The sequence below is a fragment of the Pseudomonas iridis genome, from assembly GCF_017980685.1.
Taxonomy (GTDB): domain Bacteria; phylum Pseudomonadota; class Gammaproteobacteria; order Pseudomonadales; family Pseudomonadaceae; genus Aquipseudomonas; species Aquipseudomonas iridis.
In genome coordinates, this window is the sequence record NZ_JACXXO010000025.1 from 13,597 (window position 1) to 34,762 (window position 21,166).

At 56.7% G+C, this 21,166-nt stretch carries 22 protein-coding genes; 11 read left to right on the plus strand and 11 right to left on the minus strand.

Translation table 11 applies throughout. The features are described from left to right. Positions 1 to 76: 76 nt before the first annotated feature. The 3 genes from alkB to IEQ42_RS25790 are packed head-to-tail and all read right to left on the minus strand — an operon-like array spanning position 77 to position 1,291. Positions 77 to 742, minus strand: coding sequence for a DNA oxidative demethylase AlkB (gene alkB / locus IEQ42_RS25780; RefSeq protein WP_210705985.1), 666 nt, complete (start codon positions 740 to 742; stop codon positions 77 to 79). 41 nt (positions 743 to 783) lie between these two features. Further along, the gene (locus tag IEQ42_RS25785; protein ID WP_210705986.1) at positions 784 to 960 is read right to left on the minus strand and encodes a hypothetical protein; all 177 of its coding nucleotides are present in this window, start codon (positions 958 to 960) and stop codon (positions 784 to 786) included. A gap of 28 nt (positions 961 to 988) precedes the next feature. Then, positions 989 to 1,291, minus strand: a complete 303-nt coding sequence (locus tag IEQ42_RS25790; protein ID WP_042559354.1) for a DUF1883 domain-containing protein — start codon at positions 1,289 to 1,291, stop codon at positions 989 to 991. A 210-nt stretch (positions 1,292 to 1,501) separates the two neighbouring features. On the opposite strand from IEQ42_RS25790, the gene IEQ42_RS25795 reads away from it, so the two are divergent. Both IEQ42_RS25795 and IEQ42_RS25800 read left to right on the plus strand, forming a co-directional pair. Further along, the gene (locus tag IEQ42_RS25795; RefSeq protein WP_210705987.1) at positions 1,502 to 1,858 is read left to right on the plus strand and encodes a hypothetical protein; all 357 of its coding nucleotides are present in this window, start codon (positions 1,502 to 1,504) and stop codon (positions 1,856 to 1,858) included. A 71-nt stretch (positions 1,859 to 1,929) separates the two neighbouring features. After that, entirely contained in the window at positions 1,930 to 2,160 is a 231-nt protein-coding gene (locus IEQ42_RS25800; RefSeq protein ID WP_042559352.1) for a hypothetical protein, read from the plus strand. A 3-nt stretch (positions 2,161 to 2,163) separates the two neighbouring features. Here the strand turns inward: IEQ42_RS25800 and IEQ42_RS25805 are convergent, their stop codons facing one another. Both IEQ42_RS25805 and IEQ42_RS25810 read right to left on the minus strand, forming a co-directional pair. Next, the gene (locus IEQ42_RS25805) at positions 2,164 to 2,451 is read right to left on the minus strand and encodes a hypothetical protein (RefSeq protein ID WP_210705988.1); all 288 of its coding nucleotides are present in this window, start codon (positions 2,449 to 2,451) and stop codon (positions 2,164 to 2,166) included. A 148-nt stretch (positions 2,452 to 2,599) separates the two neighbouring features. Then, on the minus strand, positions 2,600 to 2,785 hold the full coding sequence (locus IEQ42_RS25810; RefSeq protein ID WP_042559351.1) for a hypothetical protein: 186 nt from the start codon (positions 2,783 to 2,785) through the stop codon (positions 2,600 to 2,602). A gap of 258 nt (positions 2,786 to 3,043) precedes the next feature. Between IEQ42_RS25810 and galU the strand changes: the two genes are divergently transcribed. The 3 genes from galU (at position 3,044) to gorA (ending at position 7,349) form a co-directional block, all read left to right on the plus strand. Further along, positions 3,044 to 3,883 carry a UTP--glucose-1-phosphate uridylyltransferase GalU gene (galU, locus tag IEQ42_RS25815; RefSeq protein ID WP_042559350.1) on the plus strand — a complete coding sequence of 280 codons (840 nt, stop codon included), beginning with the start codon at positions 3,044 to 3,046 and terminating at the stop codon, positions 3,881 to 3,883. Positions 3,884 to 4,355: 472 nt separating this feature from the next. Then, entirely contained in the window at positions 4,356 to 5,885 is a 1,530-nt protein-coding gene (locus IEQ42_RS25820; RefSeq protein ID WP_228732044.1) for an MFS transporter, read from the plus strand. Between the two features lie 105 nt (positions 5,886 to 5,990). Beyond that, the gene (gene gorA, locus IEQ42_RS25825; RefSeq protein ID WP_150602360.1) at positions 5,991 to 7,349 is read left to right on the plus strand and encodes a glutathione-disulfide reductase; all 1,359 of its coding nucleotides are present in this window, start codon (positions 5,991 to 5,993) and stop codon (positions 7,347 to 7,349) included. Here the strand turns inward: gorA and IEQ42_RS25830 are convergent. Beyond that, positions 7,346 to 8,362 (minus strand): DNA-binding protein, encoded by a 1,017-nt coding sequence (locus IEQ42_RS25830; RefSeq protein ID WP_210705989.1) that lies wholly within the window; start codon positions 8,360 to 8,362, stop codon positions 7,346 to 7,348. The genes gorA and IEQ42_RS25830 overlap by 4 nt on opposite strands. A gap of 178 nt (positions 8,363 to 8,540) precedes the next feature. Between IEQ42_RS25830 and IEQ42_RS25835 the strand changes: the two genes are divergently transcribed. From IEQ42_RS25835 to ahpF, 3 genes are all read left to right on the plus strand, one after another. Then, the gene (locus tag IEQ42_RS25835; RefSeq protein ID WP_210705990.1) at positions 8,541 to 9,479 is read left to right on the plus strand and encodes a site-specific integrase; all 939 of its coding nucleotides are present in this window, start codon (positions 8,541 to 8,543) and stop codon (positions 9,477 to 9,479) included. Positions 9,480 to 9,617: 138 nt separating this feature from the next. Further along, positions 9,618 to 10,181, plus strand: a complete 564-nt coding sequence (gene ahpC, locus IEQ42_RS25840) for an alkyl hydroperoxide reductase subunit C (protein ID WP_007958941.1) — start codon at positions 9,618 to 9,620, stop codon at positions 10,179 to 10,181. A gap of 130 nt (positions 10,182 to 10,311) precedes the next feature. Continuing rightward, a complete protein-coding gene (gene ahpF / locus IEQ42_RS25845) occupies positions 10,312 to 11,874 on the plus strand; it encodes an alkyl hydroperoxide reductase subunit F (RefSeq protein WP_210705991.1) in 1,563 nt (520 codons plus the stop codon). Between the two features lie 226 nt (positions 11,875 to 12,100). On the opposite strand, the gene gloA is transcribed toward ahpF, so the two are convergent. Next, entirely contained in the window at positions 12,101 to 12,622 is a 522-nt protein-coding gene (gloA, locus tag IEQ42_RS25850) for a lactoylglutathione lyase (RefSeq protein ID WP_150603794.1), read from the minus strand. Positions 12,623 to 12,760: 138 nt separating this feature from the next. On the opposite strand from gloA, the gene IEQ42_RS25855 reads away from it, so the two are divergent. Next, on the plus strand, positions 12,761 to 13,279 hold the full coding sequence (locus tag IEQ42_RS25855) for a DUF4946 domain-containing protein (RefSeq protein WP_210706017.1): 519 nt from the start codon (positions 12,761 to 12,763) through the stop codon (positions 13,277 to 13,279). 216 nt (positions 13,280 to 13,495) lie between these two features. Here the strand turns inward: IEQ42_RS25855 and IEQ42_RS25860 are convergent, their stop codons facing one another. Together IEQ42_RS25860 and IEQ42_RS25865 are read right to left on the minus strand one after the other, a co-directional pair. Then, positions 13,496 to 13,861, minus strand: coding sequence for a histone-like nucleoid-structuring protein, MvaT/MvaU family (locus IEQ42_RS25860; protein WP_042559342.1), 366 nt, complete (start codon positions 13,859 to 13,861; stop codon positions 13,496 to 13,498). A gap of 234 nt (positions 13,862 to 14,095) precedes the next feature. Next, positions 14,096 to 15,631, minus strand: a complete 1,536-nt coding sequence (locus IEQ42_RS25865; protein ID WP_210705992.1) for an EAL domain-containing protein — start codon at positions 15,629 to 15,631, stop codon at positions 14,096 to 14,098. Between the two features lie 424 nt (positions 15,632 to 16,055). Here IEQ42_RS25865 and hppD point away from each other — a divergent pair, with 424 nt between their 5' ends. Then, positions 16,056 to 17,132 carry a 4-hydroxyphenylpyruvate dioxygenase gene (gene hppD / locus IEQ42_RS25870; protein ID WP_042559338.1) on the plus strand — a complete coding sequence of 359 codons (1,077 nt, stop codon included), beginning with the start codon at positions 16,056 to 16,058 and terminating at the stop codon, positions 17,130 to 17,132. A 122-nt stretch (positions 17,133 to 17,254) separates the two neighbouring features. On the opposite strand, the gene rarD is transcribed toward hppD, so the two are convergent. Continuing rightward, the gene (rarD, locus tag IEQ42_RS25875; RefSeq protein WP_210705993.1) at positions 17,255 to 18,136 is read right to left on the minus strand and encodes an EamA family transporter RarD; all 882 of its coding nucleotides are present in this window, start codon (positions 18,134 to 18,136) and stop codon (positions 17,255 to 17,257) included. A 235-nt stretch (positions 18,137 to 18,371) separates the two neighbouring features. Beyond that, positions 18,372 to 19,682 (minus strand): MFS transporter, encoded by a 1,311-nt coding sequence (locus IEQ42_RS25880; protein ID WP_210705994.1) that lies wholly within the window; start codon positions 19,680 to 19,682, stop codon positions 18,372 to 18,374. A 171-nt stretch (positions 19,683 to 19,853) separates the two neighbouring features. On the opposite strand from IEQ42_RS25880, the gene IEQ42_RS25885 reads away from it, so the two are divergent. Beyond that, a complete protein-coding gene (locus IEQ42_RS25885) occupies positions 19,854 to 20,972 on the plus strand; it encodes a sugar diacid recognition domain-containing protein (protein WP_042559334.1) in 1,119 nt (372 codons plus the stop codon). The last annotated feature ends 194 nt before the right edge of the window (positions 20,973 to 21,166 follow it).

Genomic DNA, 21,166 nt, shown 5'->3' on the forward strand with positions numbered 1-21,166 from the left:
CGTTGACCTGTTTGATTCAGGTTAACCAGCGTTGGTGAACACAGCACTCCGGGCCTTGCGGTCAAATTTTCGAGGTTCATCCGGCAACACGAAAAGTCAGATTGATGCGCTGTTCGCCAAGTTGCGGGTGCCGCCCCTGTTTGATTGGCAAAACGCCATGGAAACGCAAACGATCGACGCCACCCCAAACCACCATGTCGCCATGCAACAGAGGGATCCGCTGGCTCTTGTCACCACGAGCGAAACCGCCAAACAGAAACATTGCCGGCAAGCCCAGCGACAGCGAAACGATCGGTGCAGCATAGGCATTTTCGTCTTTGTCCTGATGCAAGGACATCTTCGCGCCGGGGATATAGCGGTTGATCAAGCAGGAATCTGCCTTGAAGTCAGAAAAACCGGCCTCCTGCGCCGCGGCCTCTGCCAGATCGGCAAATACCGGCGGCAACTCGGGCCAGGGCAATTCGCTGAGTGGATCGACCCTTGAGTAACGATAGCCGCTGCGGTCAGTAATCCAGCCCAGTTGCCCGCAACTGCTGGTGCTCACCGACATGCTGAAGCCGCCCGGCGTGACCATGTGGCGCAGTGGGGCGGCGACCAGGACGGCGTCCAGCGCCGGTAGCAACAGATCGGTCAGCGGCAGGGCGAATCCGCGCAGCACCCACGATTGTTCACCGATCTGTTCGGCGCGGGGCTGCTGTACGGGTTGGTGATCAGCGAACAAGTCGAAAGTGTGTGGCTGCATAGCGATCACCAAAACCTTGCGGCAGTCATTCTGTTGGTCTGTTACAGCGCCTTGCTGACGGCGATATCGCTGATCACATCATCCGTCTGCCCGTGGATTGCGTCGAGAGCAGCCTTGGCTTCTTCCTCGGTGCCGTTTTCCAGTTGCGCGAACTCGAAACGGCGCTCGCCGTTGAGCTTGTACTTGATGACGTATTTAGTCGTTAGGGCCACGGTCATGAATACCTGTCTGTGTGGGCGGGGCGGCTCAGCTGAGTTTGGAGCTGGAGCGGCGGATGATCTTGATCGAATGCGTCAGCGTCGGTTTGCGTGTAACGCTGATTGCCCGGGTGGTGACGGTGTCGATGGTAATGTTCCAGAATCCGGTGCTCGGCGCGGTGATGCGGGCCGGGAACGTGTCGAAAGCGCCGCCGTGGTAAGAGTGACGACCGCCATTTTTGAAGCTGCGGAAGTTGGCGTCGCTCATCAAACGGATGTTGCAGGTTTGCGAGCACTGGATGACGACGATGTCGTCTTCGTTGAGGTGTTCGCGCTGGTGAATGAATTTCATGGGCGCCTCCAGAAGGGCTTTTTCTACAAAATCAAAACGATAGCTTGTAATTGGGCGCAGTTTATCAGCCTGCACAGGTTATTATCTGGCCGTCGGGCGTTGGTTTGACAATTTTGAACAGATATTCGCGATTGGATGCGGGTTAAATGCAGAAGGCCCCGGAGAAAAACGGCATTTGTGCTGTCGGAGGGTCTTTAACGGAGGTTTTGTATGAAGTGGGGTGTGGTGTGTCTGCCGTTGGTTTTGGCTATGGGTGGTTGTGCGAACGTTTCCGAAATCAATGAAACGCTACCGACCGTAAGCGTAATCTCTGGCAAGAAGCCCCAGGAGTACGCGCAATGCCTGACCGAAAAACTGGCGAACAGCCGCGGCGCGCTGCAGGTACAGCCGCAAAAGGAGGGGGTTCGCGTGATTGTTCCGGGCAAACTGTCTTCTGGTCCCGCCGCCGTGTTTGATATCGAAAACCGCTCCGGCGGTAGCAGCATCAAGCTGCATGAGCGCATGTCCAACGTGCCGGTGCGCCCGCGTGATGTGCGTAACGCTGCCAACGCCTGTATTTCCGGCTGATAGACTATTGGTCATCAGCATCAATGCCGTCACAGTCATGCTGTGACGGCATTTTCATTTCTGGAGTTGCAATGAAGCGAGAGCAAGTGCGGGAACGCCATGCAGAGGGTTTGATCTCCGCCACACATGTCATTCAGAACCCGGCAAATTCCGGGGAATGGATCGTGTTTTTCAAGAAGAGCGCCGGGCGCAGTTATTTCCTGGTGGACGAAAACGACGAAGTCGAGTCTTTCAATCGGCTCGACGACCTGATCGAAGTCGTACGCGGACTCGGGATCAAGTTCGCGGAAATTCACATGTAGAGTCTATTTGCAGACCACTACCACGCTGCGGTTTTTGTAATTACCGACATCGACGCCCAGTGTCATTTCGCTTTCCTTCGGCGCCGGTGTACCGTCAGTGCCGACGATACGGTAGCCCGTCCCTGCGCATGAGGCGTCAGCCTTTTCATAGCAGGTGGCCCAGGAATTGGCTTCGCCGGAGCAGTCGATGGTCAGCCCCTGTTCGCCGTTGTTCAGGGTGGTCGGTTGGGAAGTGGCACAGCCGCTCAATACCAGTACCGCAATAAGTGGCAAAAATCTGTTCATGTTCATAGTTGTCGTCTTCAGCGATGGGGGACTAGACGCTCTGACAGCGCCGGTGTGAAAAGGTTATAGCGATTGGCCACTTGTTTGCGAGCGTCGTGTGTCAGGCACAAAAAAGCCCTGCTCGACGGCAGGGCTTGCGGCGCTTGGCAGCAGATCAGTCCTGATCTTTGCCGCGGCGCTTTGCCGATGCAGGAGTGTCAGTGAATACCGACGCAACATCAGTCGCCATCTGTTCGCTGTCGAAAGGCCCGGCAACGTGTTCGCCATTGGTAGTGGTGAGAGTCCACTTTCCGTCTTTCTTGTCGATCACATACCCGTTGATGATTTTTACGGCGGCCATCTAATCTGTCTCGTTCGCTGGTTCAAAGTCGCCATGATACCGGCAAAATGTTCACAACGGTGGCGATGAGCGTATGGTAATCCTGCTCGTCGGTCACTTTGCGCTACGCTGGGTGATGGTCTGCAGATGTCGATGGAACTATCGGCGAGAATATTTCTCTATTTTGGCATCGGTCAGCCAGTGCGGGGCATTGTAAGGTGTACGCCGCCTGATTAGACTGCGCCGAAACTCGTACACACAGCCTTTTCAAGGACTTATATGATCAAGAAATGCTTGTTCCCAGCAGCCGGTTACGGTACTCGCTTCCTGCCAGCGACTAAAGCCATGCCTAAAGAAATGCTGCCGGTGGTAAACAAGCCACTGATCCAGTACGGCGTTGAAGAAGCTCTGGACGCTGGCTTGACTGAAATCTCGATCGTTACCGGTCGTGGCAAGCGCGCACTGGAAGACCACTTCGACATCAGCTACGAGTTGGAAAACCAGATCAAAGGCACCGACAAGGAAAAATACCTGGTCGGCATCCGCAAATTGCTGGACGAGTGCTCGTTCTCCTACACCCGTCAGACCGAAATGAAAGGCCTGGGCCACGCGATCCTGACCGGGCGCCCACTGATCGGTGACGAGCCGTTCGCCGTGGTGCTGGCGGATGACCTGTGCGTGAACCTCGAAGGCGACGGCGTACTGACCCAGATGGTCAAGCTGTACAAGCAGTTCCGCTGCTCGATCGTGGCCATTCAGGAAGTTGATCCGCAAGAAACTCACAAATACGGCGTGATTGCCGGTGAGATGATTCGCGACGACATCTACCGCGTTCACAGCATGGTCGAGAAGCCAAAGCCGGAAGATGCGCCGTCGAACCTGGCCATCATCGGTCGCTACATCCTGACTCCGGACATTTTCGACCTGCTTGAGCAGACAGAGCCAGGCAAGGGCGGCGAAATCCAGATCACCGACGCCTTGATGAAACAAGCCCAGAACGGCTGCGTAATGGCCTACAAGTTCAAAGGCACGCGTTTCGACTGCGGTGGCGCTGAAGGCTACATCGACGCGACCAACTTCTGCTTCGAGAACTTCTACAAGACTGGCAAGGCTTACTAAGAGCGCTTGACTCGTCTGTAGGATCGTCACGCGGCCCGCATCGTGTGGCGCTAAAAACAAACGCCCCGACTTGTTCGGGGCGTTTGCGTTTGTGCAGTTCGATCACATGTTTTTCTATCTGCATTGTCTGAAAGTCTGATCTGAATTAAGTTTTAATTTCCTTTGAGTGTCGGGCATCTCGAAGTCTATGGGACATTCAGTTGGAGAACGATCGCGCTATTAAGCGGCGTGAGGCGTTGGCGGAAAGACTGAGGCGTCTGATGGTAGATGTTTCCAGTCAAGTTTCGTAGTGATCTGCAAGGTGTATCAAGTGCATTGGGCCGTCGTTGAATCCGGGGGAGGCCTCGATTGTCAGCTCGTGTTTTCATTGCCGAACTGATCCATTTACGCGAGGGAAGTGCGTAAAAAAAACGCTTCACGGGTGCATGAACAATGCACCGTGGAATTATTTTTGTAAAAAGGAGCTTTACTCATGTTTACAACAAGAGGGGCGATTAATCGTAAAGCTAAATCAAAACGCTGGTTCGGCCTCAGCGTTCTGATGCTGCCAGTACTGCTGGTAACCGTTGACAACACTGTGCTCGGATTCGCACTACCCAAAATTGCCGAAGCTTTGCGTCCGACTGCCAGCCAGCAACTTTGGATGATCGACGCTTACTCGCTGGTGCTGGCGGGATTGCTGGTGTCGATGGGCAGTCTGGGTGACCGGGTCGGGCACCGTAAGTTGCTGCTCGTCGGGTCACTCGGGTTTGCGGTGGTCTCGGTGCTGACCGCGTATTCCGAGACGGCCATGCAACTGATTATCGGGCGGGCTTGTATGGGGATTTTCGGTGCGATGCTGATGCCTTCCACGCTGGCATTGATACGTTCGGTTTTTGAGGATCGAGAAGAGCGCAGGCTGGCGGTGGCGATCTGGGCAACGACGTTGACCGTCGGCTCGGCACTGGGGCCTTTGGTGGGCGGAGTGTTGCTACAGTTCTTTGATTGGGGCGCAATTTTTCTGTTGGCGGTGCCCGTCCTGATTCCATTATTGGTGTTGGGGCCGCTGTTGCTCCCTGAGTCAGAGCGTGATGCGTCGGGCTCGCTGGACCCGATCAGCATCCTCCAGTCGATGGTCGCACTGGGAAGCATCGTTTACAGCATCAAACATGGCGCCAGTGACGGGGTCGACTTGGAAGTGCTAATTACTTTTTTGGTCGGCGCATTGGCGGGCTGGATGTTCGTAAGGCGACAGCTGCGTCTTCCTGTGCCTCTGATGGATATGGCCCTATTTCGCAGTGGCACCTTCAGCGGGTCTGTTTTAATCAATCTGATGAGTCTTGCGTTTCTCGTCGGTTTCGTTTTCTTTACGACTCAGTATCTGCAAATTGTCCTGCAGATGTCGCCCTTGAGTGCGAGTCTGGCGTTGGTGCCGGGGCAAATTATGGCGATCATGGTTGGAATGGCGGTGGTCCCGGTCGCGCAGCGTATGCCTGTGCATGTACTGATACCGGTCCTGATGGCCTTCGCTGGCGCGGCGTTTTTGCTGTTGGCCAGCATGGGCAGCAGTCTTGCGGTATTGGTAACAGCGTTCGCATTGTTGAATATCGGAGTGGGCGCTATTGCGACGGTTTCCAATGACGTGATTTTGTCGGCTGCGCCCCCGGCAAAGGCAGGTGCAGCTTCCGCCATCAGTGAAACAGCCTATGAAGTGGGTGTGGTGTTGGGGACGACTCTGCTCGGCGGCCTGGTTACGGCCTACTATCGTACTGGCCTGCAGCTCCCAGCGTTTTTGAGTGATATTCAGGCAGCGCTGGCAAGTGAAACGCTGTCGGGTGCTCATCATGTGGCGACCGGTTTGGTGGAAGATCAGGCGCAACAGTTGATGCAGCAAGCAGGAAGTGCATTTGAAGGCGGAATCGAATTGGTTTCGTGGGTCGCGTTCAGCTTGGCACTCATGGCGATTCTGATCGCTTGGCGTACGTTGCGATTGCCAAAATCGCAACCAGCAGAATGTCATTAATCAAAAGCTGAAGGTAGAACTCCTAGGTATTGCCCATCCACACGCTGCTGAGACTTGCTCAATGAGCGTCTGCAGGTATGCTGATCGCCTGCCGAGGAGATAGAAATGGCCTACGATTTTGACCTTTATGTGATTGGTGCCGGTTCCGGCGGTGTGCGGGCTGCGCGGTTTGCTGCCGGTTTCGGCGCGAAAGTAGCGGTGGCTGAAAGCCGTTATCTGGGCGGGACGTGCGTCAACGTGGGTTGCGTGCCGAAGAAGTTGCTGGTTTACGGTGCGCACTTCGCCGAAGACTTCGAGCAGGCGTCCGGTTTCGGCTGGAGTCTGGGTGAGGCGAATTTCGATTGGGCGACGCTGATCGCCAATAAGGATCGCGAGATCAATCGCCTCAACGGCATTTATCGCAATCTGCTGGTGAACAGCGGCGTGACCCTGCACGAAGCGCACGCGAAGATCGTGGGGCCGCATGAAGTCGAAGTCAACGGTGAGCGTTTCACCGCGAAAAATATCCTGATCGCCACCGGTGGCTGGCCGCAGATTCCAGAGGTTCCGGGGCATGAACATGCGATCGGTTCCAATGAGGCGTTTTTCCTCAAAGAACTGCCCAAGCGCGTATTGGTGGTGGGTGGTGGTTACATCGCGGTGGAGTTTGCCGGGATCTTCCACGGCCTCGGCGCCAACACCACATTGCTGTATCGCGGCGATCTGTTCCTGCGCGGCTTTGATGGTTCGGTACGCAAGCACTTGCAAGAAGAACTGACCAAGCGCGGCATGGATCTGCAATTCAACGCCGACATCGCGCGCATCGACAAGCAGGCTGACGGCAGTTTGAAAGCCACGCTCAAGGATGGCCGGGTGCTGGAAGCGGATTGCATTTTCTACGCGACCGGTCGCCGTCCGATGCTGGACAACCTGGGGCTGGAAAACACCGATGTTCAGCTCACCGACAAAGGTTTTATCAAGGTCGATGAGCAATACCAGACCACTGAGCCGTCGATTCTGGCGCTGGGCGATGTAATTGGTCGTGTGCAACTGACGCCTGTGGCATTGGCCGAGGGCATGGCGGTGGCGCGGCGTCTGTTCAAGCCGGAGCAATACCGTCCGGTGGATTACAAGATGATCGCGACGGCTGTGTTCAGCCTGCCGAACATCGGCACTGTCGGTTTGACCGAAGAAGAAGCGCGTGAAGCGGGTCACGATGTGGTGATCTTCGAAAGCCGTTTCCGGCCGATGAAGCTGACCCTGACTGAATGTCAGGAGAAAACGCTGATGAAGCTGGTGGTCGACGGCAAGACAGACAAGGTTCTTGGCTGCCACATGGTCGGTCCGGACGCGGGCGAAATCGTCCAGGGCCTGGCGATTGCGCTGAAGGCTGGCGCGACCAAGCGCGACTTCGACGACACGATCGGGGTGCACCCGACGGCCGCCGAAGAGTTTGTCACCATGCGTACGCCGGTCGGCGCTTAAGCGTCTTTCGGTTTGGCTGAGTCTGGCGCTGCCGCAACGGTAGCTGCCAGACGCAGGCTGTCTTCCAGGCTTGCCTGAGCCTTGGTCAATTCCTTTTCCAATGACTGATTCAACAGCGTCTGTTCTTCGACGTTCTGCTTGAGTGCCTGGCTTTCCAGCGCTGCTACGCGCAGGCGTTCTTGGAGGAGGGTGCGCTCGCTGTCAACGCGGGTGGCTTGCTCCAGCAATTGATCCTGGCGCTGGTTGCTTTGCTTGAGCTGGTCTTGCATCAGGCTGAGTTCGCGTTGAGTGCCGCGGTTCTCGGTGAGCAAGCGCTCGTTGTCGCGATGCAGTTGGGTAACTTCATCCTGGCGCACCATCGCGCTTTGTTGCGCCTGACGCAGCTCTGCCTGAATTTGCTGCACCTGGCCTTCGTGGCGGCTCTGTTCCTGCTCGCGCTGTTCCTTGGTGGCGTTGCGGTAGTGCTCCAGCGCATCGCGGGCGTGCAGGTGCTTTTCTTCCAGTGAGCGGATCTGCTCGTCCTTGTCCTGCAAGCGCAATTCAAAGTCGGCCAAAGCCTGATTCAGACCGGCATTGCGGGTTTGCTCGGTTTGCAGCATCGAGCGGGTGTTGCTTAGCGCCTCGGATTCACGCTCCAGCGCGGCGCCTTGAATGTCGTGCTGGTGCTCCAGTTGTTCCAGTGCCTGACGCACCTGCTTGAGCTCTGATTCGAGCGCGTCGCGCTGTTCCTCAAACTGCTCGCGAGCCTGTTCGATGGGCTCTTGGGCCTGCTCCTTCAAGCGCTGGGCGAGACGCGAGACCAGCGCTGTTAGCTCGTCGTCGATGGGTTCGGCTGAAGCTTCGATCGGCTGAGCGCCGTCATCCAGCTCTTTCAGATAGCGATGGATCGTGGTTTTCGAACCGGTATTGCCCATTTCAATGCGTACTGCATCAATGCTTGGGTGTTCGCCGCGGGCCAGGATTGCTGTGCGCGCAATCTGAACCAGCGCTTTGGTAATGCCGCCACGGGCCATATGAACTCCTACGATTACGTACTGTGGTACATGCCACTAAGCTACGCAGTGTACCACGGAGATGACAAGGTTAAATATTTGATATTAAAGAGGCGGGATATACTGGTATTACCCAGTGTCAGGCGGCAAAATGCGTTTCGGACACCCTTGAATCAGTACGCCAGCGAGAAAACAGCCCATGAGCGATCTGGATCGCTATCTGCAAGCCGCCACCCGTGACAACACCCGCCGCAGCTATCGCGCTGCCATCGAGCATTTCGAAATAACGTGGGGTGGGTTTCTGCCGGCCACCGCCGACAGCGTGGCGCGGTATCTGGTCGAGCATGCGGGTGTGCTGGCGATCAATACCCTGAAGCTGCGTCTGTCGGCACTGGCGCAATGGCACAACAGCCAGGGTTTTGCCGACCCGACGAAATCGCCGGTGGTGCGCAAAGTGTTCAAGGGCATTCGGGCGCTGCACCCGGCGCAGGAAAAACAAGCCGAGCCTTTGCAGCTGCAGGATTTGGAGAGAGTCATCGATTGGCTGGAACAGGAAGCTCAAACTGCGAAGGCGCAGCAGGATCGTCCGTCATTGCTCAAGGCTTATCGCGATCGCGCGCTGATTCTGCTGGGCTTCTGGCGCGGCTTTCGCAGCGATGAGTTGTGCCGCTTGCAGATCGAGCATGTGCAGGCGCATGCCGGCAATGGCATCACCTTGTATCTGCCGCGCAGCAAAGGCGATCGGGAAAACCTCGGCCAGACGTATCAGGCTCCGGCACTGCTCAAACTATGCCCGGTGCAGGCTTACATCGACTGGCTCAACGAAGCGGCACTCGTGCGCGGCCCGGTTTTCCGGAGCATCGACCGCTGGGGCAATCTGAGCGAAGAGGGCTTGCACGCCAACAGCATCATCCCGTTATTGCGCCAGGCGCTGGAGCGCGCGGGGATTGCCGCCGAACGCTACACCAGTCACTCATTACGCCGCGGCTTTGCAACCTGGGCCCATCAAAGTGGCTGGGACCTGAAATCGTTGATGAGTTACGTCGGCTGGAAGGATATGAAGTCAGCCATGCGCTATGTTGAAGCCAGCCCATTCCAGGGGATGGCTCGGATTACGGATAAACCGGTTACGCCCTAGATATCGTTTTCTTCTATTAATACAGTCAGCTAATAGCGAAAACAAATCAGCAGCATCAGGTTTGCCAATGAGCCATCCGTCGAGTGAGTGGGTAGGATTCACCCCATCAACTTCATAACCCCTGACGGAGAGTCATCAATGCCTATCATCAACAGCCAAGTAAAACCGTTCAAAGCTACCGCGTTCAAAAACGGCGACTTCGTTCAAGTCTCGGACGCTGACCTGAAAGGCAAGTGGTCGGTCGTATTCTTCTACCCGGCCGACTTCACCTTCGTTTGCCCAACCGAGCTGGAAGACCTGGCTGACAACTACGCGGCTTTCCAGAAGCTGGGCGTAGAGATCTACAGCGTTTCCACCGACACTCACTTTGCTCACGCTGCCTGGCACAACACTTCGCCAGCCATCGGCAAAATCCAGTACACCATGATCGGCGACCCGACTCAGGTTATCTCCCGCAACTTCGACGTGCTGATTGAAGAAGCTGGCCTGGCTGACCGTGGCACCTTCGTGATCAACCCTGAAGGCCAGATCAAAATCGTTGAACTGAACGATGGCGGCGTTGGCCGTGACGCTTCCGAGCTGCTGCGCAAGATCAAGGCTGCTCAGTACGTTGCTGCTCACCCAGGCGAAGTTTGCCCAGCCAAGTGGAAAGAAGGCGAGGCCACTCTGGCTCCGTCCCTGGACCTGGTCGGCAAGATCTAAGTCCGTGACACGCAACTCAGGGCGGAACTCCGCACCTACTTAAGTTAGCTGCACCGCCCAATAAAACGCCCGGGCGAGATTCGCTCGGGCGTTTTTTTATGTCTGAAACAAACCAAAGGAAATCGCCCGTATGTTGGACGCCAATCTTAAAGCCCAGTTGAAATCGTACCTGGAACGGGTCACCCAGCCGATCGAGATCGTTGCTTCCCTCGACGACGGTGCGAAATCCCGTGAAATGCTGGACCTGCTGAAAGACGTTGCCAGTCTTTCGAGCCAAATTACTCTGATCGACAGCGGTGACGATGCTCGCAAGCCATCGTTCTCGATCAACCGCCCGGGCGCCGATATCAGTCTGCGTTTCGCCGGCATCCCGATGGGCCACGAATTCACCTCGCTGGTGCTGGCCCTGCTGCAAGTCGGCGGCCACCCATCGAAAGCCAGTGTCGAAGTCATTGAGCAGATTCGCTCGCTCAAAGGCGAGTTCAGTTTTGAGACGTATTTCTCGCTGTCCTGCCAGAACTGCCCGGACGTCGTTCAAGCGCTGAACCTGATGGCGGTGCTGAACCCGAACATCCGCCACGTCGCCATCGACGGCGCGTTGTTCCAGGACGAAGTCAACGATCGCAAGATCATGGCCGTGCCGAGCATTTACTTGAATGGCGAAAACTTCGGCCAGGGCCGCATGGGTCTGGAAGAGATCCTTGCCAAACTCGACACCGGCGCCATCGAGCGTCAGGCTGAGAAAATCAGCGCCAAGGAAGCCTTTGACGTGCTGGTGGTCGGCGGTGGCCCGGCCGGTGCTTCGGCGGCCATTTATGCTGCACGTAAAGGCATCCGCACCGGTGTTGCGGCTGTGCGTTTCGGCGGTCAGGTGCTGGACACCATGGCCATCGAGAACTTCATTTCCGTGCAGGAAACCGAAGGGCCGAAACTGGCGACGGCGCTGGAGGAACACGTCAAGCAGTACGACGTCGACATCATGAACCTGCAACGTGCCGACAAGCTGATCCCGGGTAAAAATGGCGAGCTGCATGAAATCCGTTTCGCCAGCGGTGCGACCCTCAAAGCCAAGAGCGTGATTCTGGCGACCGGTGCGCGGTGGCGTGAAATGAATGTGCCGGGTGAGCAGGACTATCGCAACAAAGGCGTGGCGTACTGCCCGCACTGCGATGGCCCGCTGTTCAAAGGCAAGCGTGTCGCGGTGATCGGCGGCGGTAACTCTGGCGTCGAAGCAGCCATCGACCTGGCGGGTATCGTGGCGCACGTGACGCTGCTGGAGTTCGATGTGCAGTTGCGGGCCGACGCCGTGTTGCAGCGCAAGCTGCACAGCCTGCCGAACGTTACCGTGATCACCAGTGCGCAAACCACTGAAGTCACCGGCGACGGCCAGAAGGTCAACGGCCTGCGCTACAAGGATCGCAATACCGACGAACTGCGCACTATCGAGCTGGAAGGGATTTTTGTGCAGATCGGTCTGCTACCGAACACTGACTGGCTCAAAGGCACCATCGAGCTGTCGCCGCGTGGCGAAATCATCGTCGATAACCGTGGCGAGACGTCGATCCCGGGTATCTTCGCTGCCGGTGACGTGACCACTGTGCCGTACAAGCAGATCGTGATTGCCGTGGGCGAGGGCGCGAAGGCTTCGCTGAGCGCTTTCGATCACTTGATCCGAACTTCGGCTCCGGCGTAAACGCCAGATCTGAAAAGACAAAACCCCATGAGTGATCATGGGGTTTTTTATTGTGCGTGAAAATGCAGCCCCTCACCCCAGCCCTCTCCCGAGGGAGAGGGAGCCGATTTGTATGCTCTTCAAAATCCGAGTTCGACTTGATATCTCAGGTCGGCGTAGCTCTGAAAACAACTCGGTCAGTTCCTCTCCCTCTGGGAGAGGGTTAGGGTGAGGGGCTTTTCGCTTTTCACATCGGCGCAGGCTGAATGATCTCGACCCAGTAACCGTCCGGATCCTTGATAAACGCCAGGCTTTTCATGCGGCCATCGGTCAGGCGCTTCTGGAAGTCACAGCCCAGCGCTTCAAAACGCTCACACGCTGCCACGATGTCCGGCACCGAGATGCAGATGTGGCCGAAACCACGCGGGTCAGTGTTGCCATTGTGATAGGCAAAATCAGCATCGTTTTCGGTGCCGTGGTTGTGGGTCAGTTCCAGAATGCCCGGGATCGACTTCATCCATTCGGTGCGAGCAGCGGCGTCGGCCGGGATCTGCGCCTTGTCGACCAGTGCCAGGAAATACAGGCTGAATTCCGCTTCCGGAAAGTCGCGCTTCTCAACCAGCGAGAAACCCAGTACACGGGTGTAGAAATCCAGGGACTTGGTGATGTCCTTGACGCGCAGCATGGTGTGGTTGAAAACGAAGTTGCGGGTTGCGCTGTCTGGCGTGGCGGTTACGCCGGGAAAAGTGTTCAGTTCGTGCAGGCTCATGGGCCCTCCAATAACTATGGGCGAGTGAATGGCGCAATGATACGCATGCCTGCCGGCATCGCCAAATGAAAGGGCAGGCTTGCCGTGCGCGCGGCCGGGGCTCAGACTTTGCGGCTCAATCTTCGAGTGCGTCCGGCAATGATCCGACTGTTTAAAACCCCGTTAGTTTTCTTTGGCTTGTTTCTGTGCACCGCTAATGTGTTTGCCGAAGAACCGAGCATCACCTGGCCCGCAGGCTGGCAGGTGGAGGCGCTTGCCGACACCGCGCCGCAGGTTTCTCGCCAGCGGGCGGTCAAGAACGATGCCGATGGCAATCAGGTAATGGTGATGGAGTTGACCATGACTCAGGTTGAAACGGATCATCAAGTCAATTTGCAGGGTGTTTTGCTGGAAATGCGCAAGTCGATACAGAAGGACTTTTTCCAGGGTGGCTATCAAAGTGTCTGCAACAAGGTGCATCAGGCGACGCTTGGTTCTTTGTCTGCCCTGGAGACGACTTGCACGGTGACCGAAAACGGTCGGCATGTGTTATCGCAAACGCTGGTGGCGGCAGTCGCGGCGGATAAGGCTTATGTTCTTTCCTATGCCGGTCAGGCCGAGGCTTATAAGGCGAGCGCAGAAGAGATAGTCGCGGTGAGAAACAGCCTGAAACTTTAACCCTCTGTACTCTTCTCGCCGGGTTAGATACCTGAAGGGATTAAGCATAAAGTTTTAACGTTGGTGCCGCTCGCAACATGATGCAGCAGAGTGTTTAGGTTTTTGGCTCAGTAACGTTACACAAAAATCGGAACTTGCTCGATGAAATTCATTTCATTTGTTAGATATTGTCAATAAAAAAGCCCTGCATCATGCAGGGCTTTGATGGGGGCCGGATTAACCGCGCAACCAGGAATCAACGGTGCCTGCACCATACTCTTCCTTCCAGGCTTTCAAGCCGCGGTGGTTGCCGCCCTTGGTCTCGATCAGTTCGCCGGTGTGCGGATTCTGATAGACCTTGACCACGCGAGCGCGGCGGGTTTTAGGCGCTGCAGAGCTTTGCAGTGCGGATTTTGTCGGATTCGGATCGAGAATGGCGATGATGTCTTTAAGGCCCTTGCCGTAGCTTTTCATCAGCCCCTGGAGCTTTTCTTCGAATTCGATTTCTTTCTTGAGCCCGGCATCGTTCTTCAGCGATTCCAACTGCTTGAGCTGTTCCTGAAGGGCCTTTTCAGCTGCACGAAATTCAGCGAGTCTGGACAATATCTTTACTCCAATAGTGTATTTGGCTGATACCAACCGCAAACAAAGCTTAAAACTGGAGCCTTGTAGCGACTCGGTGATAAGTGGCTCGCCTGCCAATCTTTGCACAGGCAAGAAAAATTGTAGTTGTTAATGCGTCAGGAGTAAATCCTGATGTTGTCCTCATGTAACAGCAGTGGTTTTTTGTATCATTTTTGTGCGCCTTGTCGGCCTATCTCGCTTAAGCCCATTTAGTTAATGGTGACTTAATGCACTAATGAAGTCTGCCGCCGGCATGGGTTTGCCGTAGAGATAGCCTTGCAGGAAGTTAACGTTATGCGCGGTCAGATAATCTGCTTGTGCCTGTGTTTCGACACCTTCGGCAACAATGCCCAGATCAAGCTTGGCCGAGAGTTCGATGATGGTGTCCAGAATGTGCCGCGAAAGCGCGTCAACGCCGATCATGGCCACAAAACTCTGGTCGATCTTGAGGAAATCCACATTGAATCTGCGCAAGTAACCGAGGCTTGAGTGCCCGGTGCCAAAGTCGTCGATGGCGATCTTCACGCCCAGTGCATGCAATTGCTCAAACAGCTGCTGCGTGATTTCGGTGGGCTCGATCAGCTCGCGCTCGGTCAACTCCAGCACCAGACTGACGCTGTCGGGCGCGAAGGATGCGAGGAACTCACGGCAATCGTTGACCAGTGCCAGATCCCGGCAATGACTCGCGGTAATGTTGATACCGATGTGAAACGGCGCGGCAAAGGTCGATGACCGGGGCCCAAGTAACGCCGCTGTTTGTCGCATCAAGGCGCGGGTCATCGGCACGATCAGCCCTGAGTGCTCGGCGAACGGGATAAACAGGTCCGGGCGCACGAGGCCTTCCTTGGGGTGATTCCAGCGCATCAACACTTCAGCGCCCGACCATTTCTTGCTGTCGCCGTGCACCACGGGCTGGAAGTAAGGAATGAACTCGTTTGCCTCCAGGGCGCGGAGCATTTCATGGCTGGGTGACGTTGAACGCTTCTGCAGCACATGGCCTATGGCTGCCGAGACCACTCCGAAAAAGACCAGCAGGCTGAACAGTGGCGGGTAATTGCTGGCCATATAGCGCCAGGTTTCACCTTCTGGAAAACCGGCCGAGACACTGAACGCATAACGCGCCGAATCCAGCAGGCTTTGTGCTACCGGGATTTGGGGAAGGGCGCCTTCATGAACCCGGCCATCCATGGACAACCAACTGGCGCCCACCTGCAGCCGCAACATCGTTTGCCGGCCGATCAAGCGCAACATATTGCTCAGGTGATAACCGTCCAGTGTGGTCAGCGCACCACCGCGACCTTCGCTGAGTCGATAAACCAACAGCGCAGTGTTCGGTGTTACCGGATTGCCGTTCATCAGCCACAACCTGCCCTGAACATAGTCGCCCGCATTGACGGGCTCCTTGAAGTTACCGAACAACGAGCTGCAATAAAGATTGTTGTCCCAAACCAGATTGGTCGAGCGTACGAAAGGACGGCGGATCACTTGCTCGCGCAGGGCCAGCTTGACGTTTTCACACGTTTGCCCGGCAAGCGGCAGCAGCTCCCGGGCCGCCTGAGCGGTGTTGTCGAGCATCAACTCGAATTGCTGCAATGCCTCTTGAGCTGTCTGCTGCGAACCTTGTTGAAGCGTGCGTCCGGCCTGCAGATAAAGAATAAAGCTGCCCAACACTATCGGGAGCAGGCCGCTGATTAATGTGACGGCGATGCGGGCGCTGCGTTTGCGGCGGGGTTTGACGGTCAACGGCATGGGCGCATCCTGTCGCGAAAAAGGGGCAATCGAATGCGCACCGGCACCGGCGTACGCTGAAAAACAGTGCAGTCACAAGGATGATAGATGGCAGATGATACTTGCGCCGCTTACGGGTGGGGGGATCGCGAGCCCAACAAACCCCTTGCACCGGCGCCAGAAAAGCGGATTTTATAGAGAGGGCAGACAACCCTATTTACGCTGTGTAGAATCGGGTTACGCATACAATAATAATTCGTCTTCTGGCAGCAGAAGCCTCGCCCGCAAGAGCCTTGGGTCGACAATGAAGATATTCGGGTTTCAACTGATCTACGGTGACTTTCTCGCCCGCAGTGTGCGTGGCATCTCCTGTGCGCCACCCAGCTACCTCAGCATGACTGACAAATAACCCTGGTTAATTGATAAGAAATGATGAGGCGTCACCATGGCAGATTTATACGAAAACCCAATGGGCCTGATGGGCTTTGAGTTCATCGAGCTTGCATCGCCGGTCCCTGGCACTCTGGAGCCGATCTTCGAGATCATGGGCTTCACCAAAGTCGCCACCCACCGTTCCAAGAATGTGCACCTGTATCGTCAGGGCGCGATCAACCTGATCCTCAACAACGAACCTAACAGCGTGGCATCCTACTTCGCGGCCGAGCACGGCCCGTCGGTGTGCGGCATGGCGTTCCGCGTCAAGGATTCGCAGCAGGCCTACAAGCGCGCGCTGGAAATCGGCGCCCAGCCAATCCACATCGAAACCGGGCCGATGGAGCTGAACCTGCCGGCGATCAAAGGCATTGGCGGCGCGCCGCTGTACCTGATCGACCGTTTCGGCGAAGGCAGCTCGATCTATGACATCGACTTCGTGTTTATCGAAGGTGTTGATCGCAATCCGGTCGGTGCCGGCCTGAAGATCATCGACCACCTGACTCACAACGTGTATCGCGGTCGCATGGCTTATTGGGCGAACTTCTACGAGAAGCTGTTCAACTTCCGCGAAATCCGCTACTTCGATATCAAGGGCGAATACACCGGCCTGACCTCCAAAGCGATGACCGCGCCGGACGGCATGATCCGCATCCCGCTGAACGAAGAGTCGTCCAAGGGCGCCGGGCAGATCGAAGAGTTCCTGATGCAGTTCAATGGCGAGGGCATCCAGCACGTCGCGTTCCTCTCCGACGACCTGATCAAGACTTGGGATCACCTGAAGAAGATCGGCATGCGCTTCATGACCGCGCCACCGGAAACCTATTACGAAATGCTCGAAGGGCGTCTGCCGAACCACGGCGAGCCGGTTGATCAACTGCAGTCGCGTGGCATTCTGCTCGACGGCTCATCGGAGCAGGGCGACAAGCGCCTGCTGCTGCAGATCTTTTCGGAAACCCTGATGGGCCCGGTGTTCTTCGAATTCATCCAGCGTAAAGGCGATGATGGTTTCGGTGAGGGCAATTTCAAGGCACTGTTCGAATCGATCGAGCGTGACCAGGTTCGCCGCGGTGTACTGGCGACTGAGTAAACGATAAAAAAGCCTGGCTTCGGCCAGGCTTTTTCAGATCAAAAGATCGCAGCCTTCGGCAGCTCCTACAGGGGACTTACCTTCCAGATGTCGGACCTGCCGAAGGCTGCGATCTTTTGCTTTTAAGGTCTGCGCTGTCGCATCAGATGTTTAAACCCCTCAAACACCAGCACCACAACCGCCAGCCAGATCGGAATGTAGGTCAGCCATTCGCCTGACTTGATGCTTTCGCCCAGGATCAGCGCGACACCCAGCAATAACACCGGCTCAACATAACTCAACAACCCAAAGAGACTGAACGGCAACAACCTGCTGGCAATGATGTAAACCACCAGCGCTGAAGCACTGATCAAGCCGAGCAGTGGAATCAGCCACATCAACCCCGGATATTGATTGAACACGTCTAGGCCTTGCTCACCACTCTGCACAAACCAGTACGCGACCGGCAGCATCAGGGTCATGTCGACCCACAGCCCGCCGAGGTGGTCGGTTTTCAGGTATTTGCGCAGCACGAAGTACAGCGGATAGCCGACCACGACCACCAGCGTCGCCCAGGAAAATCCGCCGACCTGATACAACTCGTTCAACACGCCCAGACTTGCAAAGAACACCGCGACCTTTTGCAAGTACGACAGGCTCTCGCCATAGGCAATCCGCCCGGTCAGTACCATGGCCAGCGGCAGCAGGAAGTAGCCCAGCGACACGTCGAGGCTGTAACCGTTGAGCGGTGCCCACATGAACAGCCACAACTGCACGCCGAGCAGCGCTGACGAGACGATCAGCCCCCCGATGAGTTTGGGCTTGCCCGCCATCAGGCGAATCAACTCCAGCACCCGCCGCCATTCGCTGGAGACCAGCATGAACACCGTCATGCAGGGCACCGTCAGGAGCATCCGCCAGCCGAAAATCTCCACGCCGCTCAACGGGGTGAGCAACGAAGTGAAGTAATACATGACGGCAAACAGCACCGAGGCTGTAACCGATAAAGCGATACCTTTAGACAAACTGTCCTCGCGGGTGGGTGATCAAACGGGGCGCGAAGGATACGTGGTTTTTGTGCTGAATATTGCTCGACTGCTCGATATTCCACACATCCGTCATGACGGTGGGTCGAATACATTGTAGGAGCTGTCGCAGGCTGCGATCTTTTTGATCCTGTTGAGGGGACAGCGCCTGCACGGTGTACATCCATCCCGTGTTGGCGCTGTCGCAGGCTGCGATCTTTTGATACGGCTTGAATCAGGCGCGCAACGTCCGTGTCATGCGCAACGCCAACACACTCCCCGCAACAATCACACCTGCCAGCAGATACAACGCCGCATCCGTCGAGCCGGTGCTGTCCTTGACCCAACCCACCAGGTACGGGCTGAGGAATCCGGCCATCTGTCCCATCGAGTTGATCAACGCCAACCCTCCGGCAGCAGCGCCCGCGCTCAACATGGCAGTCGGCACCGGCCAGAACATCGGCAGGCCCGTCAATGCACCCATGGTCGCGATGGTCAGACCCAGGATAGCGATAGCCGGATTGCCGGCGAAATTCACCGCAATCACCAGACCGATCGCGCCCATCAGCATAGGCACCACCAGATGCCAGCGGCGTTCTTTGCGCAGGTCTGCAGAACGCCCGACCACCAGCATGAACACGGCCGCCAGCAGATACGGAATCGCACTCAACCAGCCGATCATCAGGTTATCGCTGAAACCGAGGTTCTTGATGATCGACGGCAGCCAGAAGTTGATCGCGTACACGCCGCTCTGGATGCAGAAGTAGATGAGGCCGAACGCCCAGATCGCGGGATTCCTGAACACCGCCAACAGCGAATCGGTGGTGGTTTTCGGTTTGTTCGCCAGGTCCTCGGCTTGATCCGCTTCCAGTACCGCACGCTCATGCGCGGTCAACCATTTGGCCTTGGCAAAACTGTCGCTCAGCAGGAAGTAAGCCAGCAAGCCCAGCACCACCGTCGGAATGCCTTGCAGCAAAAACATCCACTGCCAGCCGGCCAAACCGCCTTGGCCCGCTGCGAAGTGATTGAGAATCCAGCCCGAAAACGGGCTGCCGAGCAGACCGGACACCGGGATCGCCGACATGAACAGCGCCATGATCCGGCCACGACGGAAGGTCGGGAACCACTGCGAGAGATACAGCACAACGCCCGGGAAGAACCCGGCTTCGGCCGCACCGGTCAACAGGCGCAGGGTATAGAACTCGGTTGGTGTGGTGACGAACAACAGGCAGGTCGACAGCGTGCCCCACGTGATCATCATCACCGCAATCCAGCGCCGCGGACCGAATTTGGTCAAGGCCAGATTGCTCGGTACGCCGCACAGCACGTAGCCGATAAAGAAGATGCCGGCACCGAGGCCGTACACGGTTTCGCTGAATTTCAACGCGTCGAGCATCTGCAGTTTGGCAAATCCAACGTTAACCCGGTCGAGGTAGTTGAACAGGTAGCAGATGAAAATGAAGGGGATCAGGCGCAGGGTAATGCGTTTGTAAACGGCGTTTTTATCATCGTCGATGGTCTGGGTAGCTGCGGCGCTCTGCGACATAGCGGCTCTCTCTTTATTATGATTTTTTGCGATGCAAAGGGTAACGTTGATCGCCCTGAGAGTCTCGGCCACCTTTGGCTGGATTGTCTTTGTGCCTGAGCACAGGGTTTGCCACCAGACCCTGTGCGGGTGACCAACCGTCCGCGCCTGTTTAGAAGGATTGCAGCCGTTATGTTCGAACTCGATCACGACCTCGCTCAGGACATCGTCGACCGGGCCATGGCTATTTTGCCGTACAACGTCAACGTCATGGACAGCCAGGGTTTGATCCTCGGCAGCGGCGAGCCGGAGCGCATCAACACCCGCCACGAAGGTGCGCAACTGGTGTTGGCCAACGGTCGCGTGGTGGAGATAGACGCGCCGACAGCCCTGCATCTGAAGGGTGTGCAGCCGGGGATCAATCTGCCGCTGTGGCTCGATCAGCGCTTGATAGGCGTGCTGGGCATTACCGGCGAACCAGAGCATCTGCGCACTTACGCCGAACTGGTGCGCATGACCGCCGAAATGCTGGTGGGCCAACGCAATCAGCAGGCAGAACAGCAATGGCGGCGCCAACGCTGCGATGATCTGCTGGCATTGCTGCTGAGCGAAGCGGGGGATTCACCGCGCCTGGTCGACGAGGCGCAGCAACTCGGGCTCAAGCCGCAATTGACGCGCGTGCCGTATCTGTTCGAGTTGGGTCTTGAGCACGGGCCGGGGCAAACGGTCGAAGCGCTGAGTGCCTGGCTGACCTCGCGATACCCGGACAGTTGGTGCGTGAGCTCGGCCAAGTCGTCGCTGCTGTGGTGTCGGCCGGCCAGTCAAAACATCGAGCACGATCGTTTGCTGGAAAAACTCGACGGCCTCGGCTGGAAAATCCTGCGCATTGCCGTGGGCGGGCAGGCCGATGGGCTGGTCGGGTTGCGCCGTTGTTATCGCCGGGTCGGCGATCTGCTCGCCTACGGCCGCGAGGTGTTGCCCCATTCGCGCTTGTTGACCCTCAATCGCTATCGTCTACCGGTCATGCTCTGGCGCCATCGCAACGACGATGCGCTGGATGAACTGCTCAAACCACTGCGCAAGGTGATCGCCAAGGACGGCAACGGCCAGTTGCTGGCGACGCTGCGCAGTTGGTGTGATCACGATGGTCAGAGTCAGGCCTGTGCCGATGCGTTGGGTATTCATCGCAACAGCTTGCGCTATCGGATGGAGCGGATTGCCGAGATCAGCGGGGTCGATCCGCTAAGGCTGGAGGGGATGCTGGCGTTGTATCTGGGTGTGCAGTTGTTGCCGCAGATTGAACCGGGTTAATTGCTGCTCTCACTGATGCCATCGCTGGCAAGCCAGCTCCCACAGTTTTGGGGGGGTCACAATATCTGTGGTGACCTAAGCCCCCTGTGGGAGCTGGCTTGCCAGCGATGGCGCCGGAACATTCAGCATCAATACCAGAGCCTTTTGTAGAAATGAACAATAAACGCCTGCGCCACTTGTGCAGCAGACAGGCG

Bases quoted from the DNA above. Each gene is read 5' to 3' on its own strand.
- galU (WP_042559350.1), top strand. From the start codon at position 3,044: ATGATCAAGAAATGCTTGTTCCCAGCAGCCGGTTACGGTACTCGCTTC.
- IEQ42_RS25800 (WP_042559352.1), top strand. From the start codon at position 1,930: ATGAAGCGAGAGCAAGTGCGGGAACGCCATGCAGAGGGTTTGATCTCC.
- gloA (WP_150603794.1), bottom strand. From the start codon at position 12,622: ATGAGCCTGCACGAACTGAACACTTTTCCCGGCGTAACCGCCACGCCA.
- IEQ42_RS25790 (WP_042559354.1), bottom strand. From the start codon at position 1,291: ATGAAATTCATTCACCAGCGCGAACACCTCAACGAAGACGACATCGTC.
- IEQ42_RS25810 (WP_042559351.1), bottom strand. From the start codon at position 2,785: ATGGCCGCCGTAAAAATCATCAACGGGTATGTGATCGACAAGAAAGAC.
- IEQ42_RS25820 (WP_228732044.1), top strand. From the start codon at position 4,356: ATGTTTACAACAAGAGGGGCGATTAATCGTAAAGCTAAATCAAAACGC.
- IEQ42_RS25885 (WP_042559334.1), top strand. From the start codon at position 19,854: ATGTTCGAACTCGATCACGACCTCGCTCAGGACATCGTCGACCGGGCC.
- hppD (WP_042559338.1), top strand. From the start codon at position 16,056: ATGGCAGATTTATACGAAAACCCAATGGGCCTGATGGGCTTTGAGTTC.
- IEQ42_RS25855 (WP_210706017.1), top strand. From the start codon at position 12,761: ATGATCCGACTGTTTAAAACCCCGTTAGTTTTCTTTGGCTTGTTTCTG.
- alkB (WP_210705985.1), bottom strand. From the start codon at position 742: ATGCAGCCACACACTTTCGACTTGTTCGCTGATCACCAACCCGTACAG.
- IEQ42_RS25805 (WP_210705988.1), bottom strand. From the start codon at position 2,451: ATGAACATGAACAGATTTTTGCCACTTATTGCGGTACTGGTATTGAGC.
- IEQ42_RS25865 (WP_210705992.1), bottom strand. From the start codon at position 15,631: ATGCCGTTGACCGTCAAACCCCGCCGCAAACGCAGCGCCCGCATCGCC.
- IEQ42_RS25880 (WP_210705994.1), bottom strand. From the start codon at position 19,682: ATGTCGCAGAGCGCCGCAGCTACCCAGACCATCGACGATGATAAAAAC.
- IEQ42_RS25835 (WP_210705990.1), top strand. From the start codon at position 8,541: ATGAGCGATCTGGATCGCTATCTGCAAGCCGCCACCCGTGACAACACC.
- IEQ42_RS25795 (WP_210705987.1), top strand. From the start codon at position 1,502: ATGAAGTGGGGTGTGGTGTGTCTGCCGTTGGTTTTGGCTATGGGTGGT.
- IEQ42_RS25830 (WP_210705989.1), bottom strand. From the start codon at position 8,362: ATGGCCCGTGGCGGCATTACCAAAGCGCTGGTTCAGATTGCGCGCACA.
- IEQ42_RS25785 (WP_210705986.1), bottom strand. From the start codon at position 960: ATGACCGTGGCCCTAACGACTAAATACGTCATCAAGTACAAGCTCAAC.
- gorA (WP_150602360.1), top strand. From the start codon at position 5,991: ATGGCCTACGATTTTGACCTTTATGTGATTGGTGCCGGTTCCGGCGGT.
- ahpC (WP_007958941.1), top strand. From the start codon at position 9,618: ATGCCTATCATCAACAGCCAAGTAAAACCGTTCAAAGCTACCGCGTTC.
- ahpF (WP_210705991.1), top strand. From the start codon at position 10,312: ATGTTGGACGCCAATCTTAAAGCCCAGTTGAAATCGTACCTGGAACGG.